This window comes from Rufibacter sp. XAAS-G3-1 (assembly GCF_013623775.1).
Lineage (GTDB): Bacteria > Bacteroidota > Bacteroidia > Cytophagales > Hymenobacteraceae > Nibribacter.
Genome location: NZ_JABFAM010000026.1, coordinates 1 through 13004 on the forward strand (window position 1 = coordinate 1; position 13004 = coordinate 13004).

The 13004-nt window shown below is 51.4% G+C and carries 11 protein-coding genes; 5 read left to right on the top strand and 6 right to left on the bottom strand.

Annotated features, from left to right (window positions below; genetic code table 11):
- Positions 1-248: 248 nt before the first annotated feature.
- Both HHO50_RS20190 and HHO50_RS20195 read right to left on the bottom strand, forming a co-directional pair.
- Complete coding sequence (locus tag HHO50_RS20190; RefSeq protein ID WP_181308931.1) at positions 249-869, bottom strand: hypothetical protein; 621 nt, start codon at positions 867-869, stop codon at positions 249-251.
- Between the two features lie 577 nt (positions 870-1446).
- Positions 1447-1665, bottom strand: coding sequence for a hypothetical protein (locus HHO50_RS20195; protein ID WP_181308933.1), 219 nt, complete (start codon positions 1663-1665; stop codon positions 1447-1449).
- Positions 1666-2635: 970 nt separating this feature from the next.
- Between HHO50_RS20195 and HHO50_RS20200 the strand changes: the two genes are divergently transcribed.
- Both HHO50_RS20200 and HHO50_RS20205 read left to right on the top strand, forming a co-directional pair.
- Entirely contained in the window at positions 2636-3403 is a 768-nt protein-coding gene (locus tag HHO50_RS20200; protein ID WP_181308935.1) for an EcsC family protein, read from the top strand.
- 311 nt (positions 3404-3714) lie between these two features.
- Positions 3715-5190, top strand: a complete 1476-nt coding sequence (locus HHO50_RS20205) for a M48 family metalloprotease (RefSeq protein WP_181308937.1) — start codon at positions 3715-3717, stop codon at positions 5188-5190.
- 316 nt (positions 5191-5506) lie between these two features.
- Here the strand turns inward: HHO50_RS20205 and HHO50_RS20210 are convergent, their stop codons facing one another.
- Positions 5507-6463, bottom strand: coding sequence for a CvpA family protein (locus tag HHO50_RS20210; protein ID WP_181308939.1), 957 nt, complete (start codon positions 6461-6463; stop codon positions 5507-5509).
- Between the two features lie 163 nt (positions 6464-6626).
- Between HHO50_RS20210 and HHO50_RS20215 the strand changes: the two genes are divergently transcribed.
- The 3 genes from HHO50_RS20215 to HHO50_RS20225 all read left to right on the top strand — a co-directional run bounded on the left by HHO50_RS20215 (position 6627) and on the right by HHO50_RS20225 (position 8823).
- A complete protein-coding gene (locus HHO50_RS20215; protein WP_181308941.1) occupies positions 6627-6914 on the top strand; it encodes a GNAT family N-acetyltransferase in 288 nt (95 codons plus the stop codon).
- A 170-nt stretch (positions 6915-7084) separates the two neighbouring features.
- Positions 7085-7957, top strand: coding sequence for a prephenate dehydrogenase (locus tag HHO50_RS20220; protein ID WP_181308943.1), 873 nt, complete (start codon positions 7085-7087; stop codon positions 7955-7957).
- A gap of 215 nt (positions 7958-8172) precedes the next feature.
- The gene (locus HHO50_RS20225; RefSeq protein WP_181308945.1) at positions 8173-8823 is read left to right on the top strand and encodes a hypothetical protein; all 651 of its coding nucleotides are present in this window, start codon (positions 8173-8175) and stop codon (positions 8821-8823) included.
- A gap of 40 nt (positions 8824-8863) precedes the next feature.
- Here HHO50_RS20225 and HHO50_RS20230 read toward each other — a convergent pair whose 3' ends face one another.
- The 3 genes from HHO50_RS20230 to HHO50_RS20240 all read right to left on the bottom strand — a co-directional run bounded on the left by HHO50_RS20230 (position 8864) and on the right by HHO50_RS20240 (position 12936).
- A complete protein-coding gene (locus tag HHO50_RS20230) occupies positions 8864-9490 on the bottom strand; it encodes a hypothetical protein (protein WP_181308947.1) in 627 nt (208 codons plus the stop codon).
- A gap of 538 nt (positions 9491-10028) precedes the next feature.
- The gene (locus HHO50_RS20235; RefSeq protein ID WP_255478840.1) at positions 10029-11072 is read right to left on the bottom strand and encodes a glycerophosphodiester phosphodiesterase family protein; all 1044 of its coding nucleotides are present in this window, start codon (positions 11070-11072) and stop codon (positions 10029-10031) included.
- 424 nt (positions 11073-11496) lie between these two features.
- Positions 11497-12936 (bottom strand): SusD/RagB family nutrient-binding outer membrane lipoprotein, encoded by a 1440-nt coding sequence (locus tag HHO50_RS20240; protein WP_181308949.1) that lies wholly within the window; start codon positions 12934-12936, stop codon positions 11497-11499.
- Positions 12937-13004: the final 68 nt, after the last annotated feature.

The window sequence follows — 13004 nt, forward strand, 5'->3', positions numbered from 1 at the left end:
GAGATGAGGACTTACTTTGAAAGGAAAGTCAGGGAGGGCAAGAGCAAAATGAGCGTCTTAAATGCCGTAAGAAATAAGCTACTGCATCAAGCAGTGGCCGTTGTCAAAAGAGGAACTCCCTATGAGGTGAGATTGAATATTATTTAGAGCGAAACCCTTGCTTTCATCATAGATTTCGTACTTAGCTAAACGACGTGCAAGGCCGTCGGCCGAAGCATGACGTTTAGGTGTTGTTGTGGGGCGTTTTTTTATTTCAGTATTTTCTTTATCTCTTCTGTCAACTCAATCCTGCCGTCTTGCAGAAGTTTCCCTGTTTTGTAAATCACATATTTTTCAGTTGTTCCAGGTATTATGTTGCTTAATGTATCACATTCTGCGGAAGTAATTGTGTCCGATACATAAACAGAAAAATCTTTTCTTATAGTCATGAACTCTTCACAAGTATAACCGCAATCCGACCCACAATAACCTATCGCAATTGTCTTGCTGTCAATCTTCTCACCATTTGGTTTGAAAGTTGTTAGAATTGGAAGGTAACAATCAGCGGCTCCAAGTGATATTATCGCTGTGTAATCACCGTTTGTCGGAATGCTTTTGTAGCTGAGTGAGTATTGGTCTTCGTAGGACTTGAATTCATTCCCGTCAAATTCTTTTAGACCTTTTCTTTCAATGTAACAACCTTTAATTATTATCGGGAGCTGCGTTTTTGGAAAGAGCTTAAGATATGATTCAAACTCCTCACTTGGTTTTGCTACCGTTGGTTGTTCTTGCACCTCATTTACCAATGAAGTAACAGTTTTCTCTTTCGAGCCTTCTGTTTGGCAACTGTACAATAGAACAGTAAAAATCAGGATTAGATACTTTTTCAATTTTATATATTTAAAATGCCCCACAACGGCCTCGTGTAAAAGGTCGGCTGGGAGACTTGTCCGCAGGACATGTCGGACGGCAGACCGGTGGCAGGAAGCAATGGAACGTCGGCCGCAGGGAAACCCAGCTGCCTTTTACACATTGTTACCCGCTGTTGTTCTTTTCTTCTGCTTTTCTTGCTGATGCTAGTTTTCCTGGTTTTTGCCTGATTTCGGAAAAACAGCCTCTAATCGCAAATCATTTTTAAGTCGGTGAATTCTGTCCGATTTTTTCTGCTTTCCGAAATCGGTAATCTCTGTTTTTGGCTTGTTCTCCGGAAATGAGCCCGAAAACGCAAGTCCGTCGATTTGCACGCGCTGCCGATAAATTCTTTCCGCGCATTTTGCGACCGTCGGTGCGCGTCGCCGAGGCTAATCTTTTTCTATTTCTGAAGTCGGCGAGGTTGCTCCTGCGCGATTCCAGAATTTTATTTTTTCAATTGCGGGTAACGGGCTAGGCTAAACGACGGGCGAGGCCGTCGGCCGTAGGCTGACGTTTAGGTGTTGTTGGGTGACGTTGTTTCTTTGTGCTTGCTGATTAATTTTTCTGTTTTTGGCCTGATTTACCGAAACGAGCCCAAAACGGCTGGCCGGGCGGAATAAATAGTTTTGCTGCCAATACGTTTTTGGCTTTATTTCTAAAAACGAGGCCAGAATCGCAAGTTGAAAGTCGGGTTACGCGCATTGCAGATAAATTCTGCTCAAACGCAAGGTCAATTCCTCTTTTACTTATCCTGCTACTTTCGCGCTTCTGCAACTTTTGCTGGTCAAAGTCGGGCGGCGTTACCTGACTTTTGCTAAGGTAATCTAATACTTTAGCCGATAATTATTTTGCAAGGTCTGCAGATATTTTTACGGTTTAGCCGATAATTTTCTGCGTTGCCAGCTGGTAAAAAGTTTCTACAATGACACCCAACTACAGTGTATACGTCAACATACGCTTATTTGCACTATGTGCGGAGGTGAGCACATGTCTTTCGCTCTTCCGGGTAGTACAGGGAAGGTATTCGTTCCACTACCCTGTTAATATATAGATATTTCACAAGTTATCAAGCAGACTGGTGATCTTGCCAAGGTGGGGTGATAACCTGCGTGATTTTTTTGCTGCTATGCGCGAGCGGTGCCCCAGCAAGGCTCGGATGTACCTAAAGGTTGCACACGGTTCCAGCAAAAGCGTGGCGAAAGAATCTCTTAGAGTAATATCGCCTTGGGCTAGAGTCAGGCTTCTCCCAGGCCATCCGGAAAACATTGCGGATACTCCCACTTGGGTACTGTTCGCCATTCTGTTCTGCAAACACAGCAGCTTCGCCTTGGCTACAGAAAGTCTCTCTTTTCAGGCCGTTTTCCTGAAATCAGCCCTAAAACGAAACCCCAACAAACGCGTGAACTAGTGCTTCCTAAAGAATAAAAGACTGTCTTGATTACCTCTCGTATAGTTGTTACCGGTGAAAACCCACTGCAACGGCATAGTATTAACCTACCAGTAATCGTTTAGGTTGTACTAGAGAGCTGCCTTAGAGCTTGTTTAAATTTCATCTTTGCGCTGCAAACCTCAAATTTAGACAAGCTCTTACAACAGGCTTCTAAAAACGCTAACCCAGTTTACTTTTGCCTTTCCCTCCTGCTTTTTTGCCCTGCGCCAGACCTTTACGCGTATGCCTGGCTTTTGGTCTGTTCAGTTAAAAGCACGTTCTTCGTGCAGAGACTTAACCCAGCCAACCACCGCTATGACGTTATCTGCCCATGAAGAAAAGGTGCTACAGGAACTGCGCGACTGGCAGCAGCAGATGCTGAAGGAACCTTCTCTGATGAACCACTTCACCAGGGGCATGCAGCAGAAGTTGAACAGTTACATCCCAGAGAAAGTCCACCAGGCCATTACCGCAGCCATCAAACAGATGATCAGGGCAGTGCTGTTCGGGGCGAAGTTCACCACGGGCAAATCGTTTCCGCAGGCTACGCTGGAGCTAAAAGAGACGATGGCGCGGGAACGGATTGAGTTCTACAAGAAAACGGCCGCCGCCGAAGGGGGCATTACGGGCGCGGGCGGCATATTGCTCGGCCTCGCCGATTTCCCGCTGCTGCTGAGCATTAAACTGAAGATGCTGTTTGACCTGGCGGCGCTGTACGGCCACGCGGCAGAAGATTACCGCGAGCGGATTTACCTGTTGCACATTTTCCAGTTGGCGTTCAGCAGCCCGCAACAGCGCCGCGAGGTTTACCTGCAGATGGTAGACTGGGAAACCCAGAAACTCCATCTGCCCCAGGACATAAACCAGTTTGACTGGCGCACCTTCCAGCAAGAATACCGCGACTACATTGACCTGGCTAAGCTGGCCCAGTTGATTCCCATCATTGGGGCACCGGTGGGTGCCGTGGTTAATTACCGTTTACTCCAAAAGTTGGGCACCACCGCCATGAACGCTTACCGCATGCGCTGGAAAGAGCAAACGTACCTGGACTTGCTTCCTCCGGCAAATGCTCCCGTCCTCTAAAGAGCCCCCTCTGCTCTTCCCTCTCCTTACACGTGAAGCTCCGTCCGTTTTAAGCCCGTTTCTTTAAAACAGCCTGAAAACGCCTTCTCGCCTGCCGTCCAAACCTCTACCAGAAGAGCCTGGGAGAAGTTGAGGTGGGTTGCTGCGCATTTCTTAGGCTTACGTGTCTAGTATGCAAACACTACATACTAGTATAATCCTATAAATAAGCCATTGTAACCTATAATTTCTAAAAACGTTGCAAAGAGCAGTACTTCCGGCACGCCTGTAAGCGCTGCACGCACTAGTACTTGTTCCTAATCCCTACCGCTATGAAAAAACATATTTCCTATAGTCTGGCCGTTGCGGCTCTAGTATTGTTCAACTCCTGCGCCACCAACCCGGTTACCGGTAAACGGGACATTAACTTTGTGTCTGAAGAACAGGAAGTAGCCATGGGCCTGCAGTCAGACCCTCAGATTGTGGCCCAGTACGGGTTGGTAGAAAACCCCACGCTGCAACGGTTCATTCAGGAGAAAGGCTCTCAGATGGCTGCTATTTCGCACCGCCCTAACTTAAAATACGAATTCAAGATTGTGGACTCGCCCATCCTGAATGCCTTTGCCGTACCCGGGGGTTACGTGTACTTTACCCGCGGCATTATGGCGCATTTTAACAGTGAGGCGCAGTTCGCGGGGGTGTTGGGGCACGAGATTGGGCACATTACGGCGCGGCACTCAGCGCAGCAGCAAAGCAAATCTACCTTAACCCAGGTACTTCTCATGGGCGGCATGATTGCCTCTCCTACCTTAGCCCAATACGCGAACGAGCTTTCTCAGGGAGCCGGGCTTTTGTTCCTGAAATTCGGGCGGGACGATGAGCGCCAGTCAGATGAGTTGGGCGTGGAGTACTCCACCAAGATTGGCTATGACGCCAGCCACATGGCCGATTTCTTCCAGACCCTGCAGCGGCAGGGCGAACAGGCCGGCCAGGGCGAGATCCCCGAGTGGCAGTCTACGCACCCTAACCCCGGCAACCGCTACACCACGGTGCACCAATTGGCCCAGCAATGGAAACAGCAAACCAACGCCACCAACCTGAAGGAAGGCCGGGACAGCTATCTTAGAATGATTGAGGGGCTCATCTATGGCGAAGACCCCAGACAAGGTTTTGTAGAGAACAGCACTTTCTACCATCCAGACCTGAAATTCCAATTTCCGGTTCCGGCTAACTGGAATCTCCAAAACTCGCCGCAGCAGGTACAAATGGCCCCCGCAGATGGCAAGGCATTGCTGTTTTTGCGTTTGGCCCAAGGCACTTCCCTGGAAGCCGCCGCCCAGCAGATGCTCCAGGCAAACCAGCTTCAGGCGGTAGAATCTAAGCAGGTAACCGTAAACGGCCTGCCCGCTTTGGCGGTGATCGCCCAACAGGCACCGCAGCAGCAGCAGCAACAGGTTCCGCAACAGCAGCAAGCTGCGCCCATTCAGGCATTGAGTTACTTTATCCAATACGGGGGTATGATCTACAACATTACCGGTATTGCTGTTGCCACAGACTTCAACACGTATTTCCCGGCGTTCAGCGTCACCGCCCAGAACTTCCGCCCACTCACCGACCAGGAGAAGATCAACCGGCAACCCGAGGTCATTCGCATTAAAACCGTAAAAACGCCGGGAACCCTGTCTCAGGTGCTCCAGTCCTATAAGGTACCCAGCAAACGTTTTGAGGAATTGGCTATCCTGAACGGCATGCTCCTTACTGACCGTATCGCCGCCAATACCTTAATCAAGGTACCAGAAAGGAAGTAAAACCAAATTGCCAACAATGGCACGAACGGCGGGGTAAATGGCACGAAAAGCACTCGCTCGCCTCTCGGCCGCGTGTGGGTTACCCGCAGCCACTGGTTCTGGTATAGGAAGCCCTGTTTCTGGCCTGTATTTGGAAAAACAAGCCCGAAACAGGAACTGAAAGTCTTTATGCTATTTGACCGTAATGCCCTCCCTAGCGGCCAGAGGCCGTGGGTTGCTCACACTAGCCGGAGGCGAGCTAGTGAAATCATTACTTTTCAAGTTTTTAAGGACTACCAAACAAAGAAGCCGCTTCTACACGGGAGCGGCTTCTTTCTCAATTCCTGAAGTTCTGGGTGATCATCAGACGTCGGTCGCTGCCTTGCAACACGCCTATGCCTACCCGGCCAAACCGGTCGCGCAGGATGTTGGCGCGGTGCCCCGGCGAATTCATCAATCCATTATGCGCAATGTCTAGGGTGGGGGCTAACGCCAGGTTCTCGCCCGCCAGTCTGAACGGTACTTTCGCTTTCCGGATGCGGTCAAAGGGGCTCCAGCCTTCGGGGGTGTAGTGGGAGAAATAACCGCGGCGGAACATGTCTTCTGCGTGCATGCGGGCCACGCGGCGCAGGGAAGTATCGGCGGCCAGGGGTTTCAGGTTTTCCTTCGCGCGTTCCTGGTTCACCAGTTCCAGCATCTCGGCCTCCAGGTCTGGCCTGGGTTGCATCTTGGTCACCTTGTAGGGTAACTCAATCATCTCCTCAGAGCCAGGCTGCACCGTAAGCTTGCGCATGGTTCGGTTCATGGCTTCGCCGAAGACGGGCGTAAGCGCCATCTCGGCTTTCTCGGTATAGTCAGACATGCGGGTTGCCAGGGCGCTTTCCTGCACTTCCTCCTGCACCCCTTGGGGCAGCGGAAAGGCAGTCAGCAGGAACACCACAATGGCGGCGGTCACCAGTCCGTTCAGCAGGCCGGGCAGCAGGCCCAGTGCCTGGTTGCCTTTGTTCTGGTAGATGGAGCGGGGCAATTTGGTAAGCACCCAGGCCCCTAAAGCCTGAATGCAGATGCTGGCCATCATGGCCACTATAAAGAAAGAGATGGGCAGCAGCCAGAGTTCGTTCCAATCCACCAACTTGCCCAGCCACTCCGCCACGTACGGGTACAGACTCAAACCGATGAGCAGGCTCCCCACCCATCTGATCAAATCTAACACGCCGTACACAAAGCCCCGGTACCAACCCGTCCAAAGGCTGGAGAGAAGAATAAACAGCAGCAGAAGGTCTACGTAATTCATGGTATCTGGGTAGGCAGGGTGAAATTTTCCTCTTAGAGCTTGTTTCTTTTACCGCCCCCTCTCCTATTCTGTTGCTGGAATCATGGAGTTTGTAACGTGAGTAAATACTGAATTTCGCCAACAGGGGCGCTTTGGCCGTATATCCTTCAAAAAACGCACCCCTATGAGCAAGCAAGATGTGATTCATGACGAAGATGACCTTCGGTTCTACATAGACCTAGACGGGGAGGAGGCGGAGCTTACGTATTCCCGCACCCACAAGGACGAACTGGATTTAGACTATACCTACGTGCCGGAAGACCACCGCGGCCAAGGCCTTGCCGATGAGTTGGTGAAATCTGCCATGGAATACGTGAAAGGCAACCAACTCAAATTCATCGCCTCCTGTCCGGTGGTGGAGGCCTACGTGAAGCGGCATCCTGAGTACAAACCCTACATGGCAGAAATATAAGCCCAGTTCAATTTCCCTCCATCAGGTCAGCTTCCGTTTCAAGGCTAATATCAGAAAAACAGCCTAGAAACGGAAGCTGTCTTTTTACGGTGCCAAAGCCTGCGCACAAATGAAAGCCGATCAGAAAAGTTATAGTACCTTCGTTTTTTACTGAGAGTACGCTTAAGCACATGAAAACCATCTCCATTATAGGAACCGGGCTTATTGGCGGTTCAGCAGCATTAGACATCAGAAAAGCAGGGTTCGCGCAGGAGCTGATTGGCGTGGAACAAAACCCCCAGAACGCGGCCCGGGCCTTGGAACTTGGCTTGGTAGACCGAATTCTGCCGCTAGCCGAAGCCGCCGCTGTTTCTGACCTCATGCTGGTCGCCATTCCGGTTTCGGCCATCCAGAAGCTGTTGCCTGCCTTGCTGGAGATGGTTCCGCCCCAGACGGTGGTGATTGACCTGGGCTCCACCAAAAGCCTGCTCTGCGAAGCCGTGCGGGCGCACCGCAACCGTTCCCAGTTTGTGGCCGCCCACCCCATTGCCGGTACCGAGTACTCGGGCCCCACGGCGGCGCTGGAAGGCTTGTACCAGGGCAAGATGAACATTATCTGCGAGAAAGAACTCTCTGCCGGGCACGCCCTTTCCACCGCCCTGGAACTGTTCTCCGTGTTAGGCCTGAAAACCAGTTACATGCCGCCCGAGGAGCACGACAAACACGTGGCCTACGTGTCGCACCTCTCGCACGTGAGTTCCTTTCTGCTGGGCTTAACGGTGCTGGACGTGGAGAAAGACGAACGCAACATCTTCACGCTGGCCGGTTCTGGTTTTGCGTCTACCGTGCGCCTGGCCAAAAGCTCGCCCGACATGTGGGCACCCATCTTTGAGCAGAACGCCCATTTTCTGAGCCATGCCCTGGCCGAGTACATCAAACACCTCCAACATTTCCACCAGTGCCTGCAAAACGGCCAAACCGACCAACTGTACCACATGATGCAACAGGCCAACCAGATCAGGCCGGTGCTGGACGGCATCGCGCAGGGGCCTCCGGCGAAGTAAGGCTGTTTTAGGCCTGTTTCCTGAAAATCGGCCCCAAAACCCACCCTGCACTTTAGCGGTAAACCCAGGAAGCCCGCTTGTCTGCCTGGTTTTGGCCTTACTTTCAAAAATCAGCCCTAAAACAGGATTGTACTTAGGTGCTTTGCTTAACCTGGGCGGCCCTGTTGCGTACGCTCTCTGGTAAACACATTTCACCCAGACTAAACCGAAGAGCGATGGCCGTTACTGATTTTCTGAACAAGATCAAAAAAGAGTGGGAAGTACTGAAGGGCGAGGAGTCCAAAGACAAATTCTTCTACAACGAGAACACGTACCCCGATGAAACCACCGCCCGCCGGGAGTTCACGCGCACCAAGCAGAAACTGTTTGACGTGAACAGCTGGTCTAACTTGACGGGTGTTAATTCTACTTTCCAGCTTTATGACAAACACGGGAACAAATCTGCCGCCTCTAAAATACAGGTGGGTGATTTTATGCAGATCATTTTACCCGCTACCCCTATTGAGAACTGGGTGACGGCCATTGAAGTGGTGGAGGAAGAAGATGCCGCCCAATTTGTAGTGCGCCCCTGCCCCAAACCCCAGGCTCAGAAAGATGCAGCCGATGGCGATGAGGTAAAGCACTTTTTCACAGACGATGCCACCAGTACGTTTAGGGTCTTGCGCGAGGGCACCACAATCATGGGCATGGAGATTGGCCGGGACGAGAAACCAAACAACACCGGAGAACAGGCTGGTGACCGCCCCATCCTGAACACCCTCATCTCTGAAGGTGGTTGGGCCGGGTTCCAGGCCTTGCAATGGAATAAAATCACGCGGTATTACGTGCATCTGGAGGAGGTACCCGAAGACAGGAAAGAAGAATAAGGCGGAAGTTGCCTGGGGTTTACCTCTCCTGAAGGAACCCTTAACTTCCTAGCCCAAACACCAACCCAAGGTGTAGGCCCCAGGAAGTGATTTTTCGGTTCCAGTTTACCAAGCCTCCCATGTTCAGCCCCATGTCTACCCCATTTTTGGCGTCTTTTCTCAACCTGATATCGTAAAGGGGCAAATAGGCCAGGTCTGCCCGGGCAGTAAAGCCCAGCAAAAAATAGGTTTTTTCTTCAAAAGCCAGCGACGAAGTGCCTTTCCAACCGCCCGAATGTGTTTGCCTGATGTTCACCGGCATGTCATACCGCACCAGTGACGGCCCCGCATGCCCCGACACAAAACCTTTTTTGCCCAGATAAACCATTTTCCCCATTGATAGGTTCATCTCCCTTAAATCATGGATGGGGCGGTTGTATTGGGAAAACTTGAGCCCGGCCAAGTTTTTATCTGTGAAGGTTCTGCCATAAAACCCGGCAGCAATATTCAGGTTGTTTTTGGTCTGGGCCATCACCACCACGTTGAAGACATTATCCTGATCTGAGGCCAGCGGCACCGTACTGCCAAGAAATATGTACGCCTTTCTATCGGTTGTAGAAGTAGAATCCTGGGCAGCCGCGAAGCTTCCTGTCAGGAGCAGAAGAGATAAAAGAAAACCAGTTTTCATCTTAACGTACAGTTAGGTAATTTTCTCTCCAGCCATCGCCCGCCATGTTGAACCTAAGGTAGGTATATTTTAACTACAAAATATATACATCTACTTCACTGACCCTCTTACCTACTAAAAGAGAAACGGGGCACGGACATCATCAAGATCTCCGTGCCCCGCCTGCTTAAAAACCAAAAATAATCTACACCGCCAGCGCCTCAGAATATACCTTCCCAAACCTGCCGGTCACTTCAATCTTGATCTGTTTGGCCTCCGCCGACGGCTTTCTTCTAAACATGTATTTATTGAATGATTGAGAGAATGAATGAATGGACAAAAGATGCCCGGTACAAGCACTTTTGCAGCATTCCCGTTTTAGGGGTGTTTTAGGGAATTCAGGCCAGAAACGGGAGTAGCGTTTTGGTTGAACGTTCGTCTAGTTTGCCTACAAGATCCTTCCAGGATGACAAAAAGAGGAAAGATGGTAGATAGAGAAAGGTTGACAAAAAGAGAAAGATGGCTTCTCTTACCAGATAATCTTGGCTAAAGGAAGCGGTTATTCCGTTGCCAGCTTCCTTACTTTTTCCAGCAGCAATTCCGGCTCGTTGGTGGTGATGAAATCGGCCTTGCGTTCCAGAAGCCAGTCCATCATGTCGGGAGAGTTAACCGTCCAGGCGTTGACGGTGAGGCCTAGCCGGTGTGCCTCTTCAATCCAGTGCGGGTTCTTCTGCAAGACACTTTGGTGGTAATCAAAACCGTACATCTTGTCTTTGGCCAACTCAGCGGGGGCTTTCTCGCCGTTGAGGTAGGCTACTTTGGCGTACGGCTCCAGTTCCTGCACTTTCTTCAGGATGTCATAGTCAAAGCTGATGTAGTCCACCCAGCCCTGGGCCTTGTGTTTCTGCACCAGTTCCACCACTTTCCGCGCCAACGCCTGTCCGCGCGCTTTGCTGAGGGACGAGGGTTTGATCTCCAGAATCAGCTTGGTTTTGTTCTGCTGGAGTCCGGCTTGCAGATAGGCCTCTAAGGTGGGCAAATTCTCGCCGTTGGGCAGCTTCAGTTTTATCAACTCTGCGGCGGGGGTTTTCTCAATATGAATACCATCCACGTCGTGGTCATGGTGCACAAACAGCACCGAGTCTGCGGACATGTGCACGTCAAACTCGCTTCCGGCGCAGCCCAACTTTATGGCGTGTTGCAAGGCACCAATGGAATTCTCGGTAGCCCCGGTGTTCTTGAAGGCGCCCCGGTGGGCGATGACCCGGTTGGTGATGAACTCGTCTTTCACTAGCCGGAAGGTGTCCTGTACCGTGCTTGGCCCCTGCCCTACGGCCAGTACCACATCCACCCAAGGTTCAGAAATGGCTTTCTTTGCTTTCAGGGTATGGTCTTTCCCCAGCGTAAACAGATGAGCAGACGCCCCTACCAGTTTCACCTTCGCTTTGCCTTTGGCGGCGGGTGAAACTACTACCTGGCCTGCTTCCGTTGCGCCGGGCTTGACGGTGTACTTGGTAAGGGTGATTTGCTGTTGGGCCATGGCGGGGGCGTGAAAGCCTATGAAGAAGCAGAAAAGCAGGGTAAAAGGGGTTACGATTCTCATGGTTGGCTTGGTTATAAACATGCTCGTAAGTATAAGGAAAAGTAGCTAAACCTACTGCGCTATAGTTGGATGAAGCGCAGTAAGCTAGTTACCGTGAACTCGGGAATTAGCTGGCTCACTATTAATTCCAGTAACTAATTATCCAGTTATGCTAACGGCACCTATTCATGGCAGATCCTCCCTATGAGGCTGATCCTACCCCAGAAGCCCAGCATGCTGAAGAACGGTATCTGATCGTCCCCCTTTGAAGGGGGTAGGGGGATGATTTCTCGTGCTGATCAGGCATTCCCGAGAATTATTCTTCCCTGCATCATGGCTAAGTTTGCTGGCTCTTTAACCCGCCTGTCATCCTAGGCCTTCAAAGGAGGACGGAATGCGTGTTGAAAAAACAGAGGGTGGCAAGTAGTACATGGTTTGTTTAAATTTATTTTTCCCACCAAACCTTGGTATTGATGTCATCGCCGCCCATCATTTCCACGGCTTTCTTGTAGTTCTCCGCGTTGTTGGTTTGCACCGTGGTAGGGTATCTGAAGCGCACCGGCACCACTTTGTTGTTCAGCATGGCATTGGTGGTGGGAAGTACCGGGTAACCCGTACGCCGGTACTCAAACCATTGCTGGTAATCCACGAAGAACAAGGCCAGGTACTTTTGCAGCATGATCTGCTCCAAGGTGCCCTGGTAAGCAGCGGCGGGGTTCGTGAAATAGTCGGCGGGCATGACGGCGCCCCATTGCTCAATGGCGGCCTTTACTCCTTTTTCATACGCGGCTTTGGCATCGCCGGGCGCTATGCCTTTCTGCGCGAGTTCCGCTTTGATAAACTCCACCTCGGCGTAGGGCATGAGCACCGTGACCATAGGAGCCGTCACCAGGGCTATGTTGAAGGTAGAAGGCGCATAGTCGAATTGGGTATCGGTTCCTTCGTACCCGCTGGGGATGCCCTTGTAGCCCACCTGGGTCCTGCCGTCTTTTGAGGTGGCCTGGGTGAAGAACCTGGCCCGGCGGGGGTCATTCAGGGCATTCAGGTGATCAATGAAGAAAGAAGAGGCGGCCCGGCCGGTTCTGAAATCCACTGCCCGCCCCCAGGGAGAAATCAAGGGCGGAATACCGGATATCTGCAAAATGGCCGCATCGGCGTTAGAAGTGAATACCGGGTATAAAGTAGGGTTAGTGATGATCTCCGCCATTTTGGCGGCGGCGTTCATCTCTTCCCTTTTAGATACCCTAAGCAACAACCTCAGGCGTAAAGAGTTGCAGAACTTGCGCCACTTGGCCACGTCTTTGCGGTACAGAATATCATCACCGTACACCATGGCTTTGGCCGGATCAAACTTGCCGTTGGCGGTCTCCAGATCAGCCAGGATTTTGGTGTAGATTGCTTTCTGCGTGTCAAAGGCGGGATACAGGATGCCCTCATCGCCGCGGGCGGCCTCCACCATGGACACGTCGCCAAAGCTGTCGGTGAGCAGCGAATACCCCCAGGCGTTTAACGTCAGCGCGATGGCCTCGTAGTTGGGGTCATTGGCTTTCACCGCCGCCGCGTGCATTTCCTTGATGTTGGTTAGCCAGCGGTAATAGGTAGTCCAGGTGGAGCTGCCGGAATTCTCGGTCACGTCATAGCGGTGTATGCCGCCGGAAGCACTGGGAAACGGCAGGGCTACCTGCATCAAAGCAAAGGTGAAGTCATCGCTGCGGCGAGCGTTGAAGCTGCTCATCTCATAGAGGATGGGGTTCAGCAACGTACCTGGGCTGATCAGCTCAATTCGGTTGGGGTCGGTGTTGACCTCTTCAAAATCATCGGTGCAAGAGGCAGAGAAGGTACCAAGCGCGACAAGTACTACAATGGTTTTCTTTATAGATAACATGATTTTTAGTTCTTTAGGCGGACTGCCAGCCGGCTTGTATGGCCTGAAGGCAGTTCTGACACGTTAAT

Bases quoted from the DNA above. Each gene is read 5' to 3' on its own strand.
- HHO50_RS20200 (WP_181308935.1), top strand. From the start codon at position 2,636: ATGACGTTATCTGCCCATGAAGAAAAGGTGCTACAGGAACTGCGCGAC.
- HHO50_RS20205 (WP_181308937.1), top strand. From the start codon at position 3,715: ATGAAAAAACATATTTCCTATAGTCTGGCCGTTGCGGCTCTAGTATTG.
- HHO50_RS20210 (WP_181308939.1), bottom strand. From the start codon at position 6,463: ATGAATTACGTAGACCTTCTGCTGCTGTTTATTCTTCTCTCCAGCCTT.
- HHO50_RS20215 (WP_181308941.1), top strand. From the start codon at position 6,627: ATGAGCAAGCAAGATGTGATTCATGACGAAGATGACCTTCGGTTCTAC.
- HHO50_RS20220 (WP_181308943.1), top strand. From the start codon at position 7,085: ATGAAAACCATCTCCATTATAGGAACCGGGCTTATTGGCGGTTCAGCA.
- HHO50_RS20225 (WP_181308945.1), top strand. From the start codon at position 8,173: ATGGCCGTTACTGATTTTCTGAACAAGATCAAAAAAGAGTGGGAAGTA.
- HHO50_RS20230 (WP_181308947.1), bottom strand. From the start codon at position 9,490: ATGAAAACTGGTTTTCTTTTATCTCTTCTGCTCCTGACAGGAAGCTTC.
- HHO50_RS20235 (WP_255478840.1), bottom strand. From the start codon at position 11,072: ATGAGAATCGTAACCCCTTTTACCCTGCTTTTCTGCTTCTTCATAGGC.
- HHO50_RS20240 (WP_181308949.1), bottom strand. From the start codon at position 12,936: ATGTTATCTATAAAGAAAACCATTGTAGTACTTGTCGCGCTTGGTACC.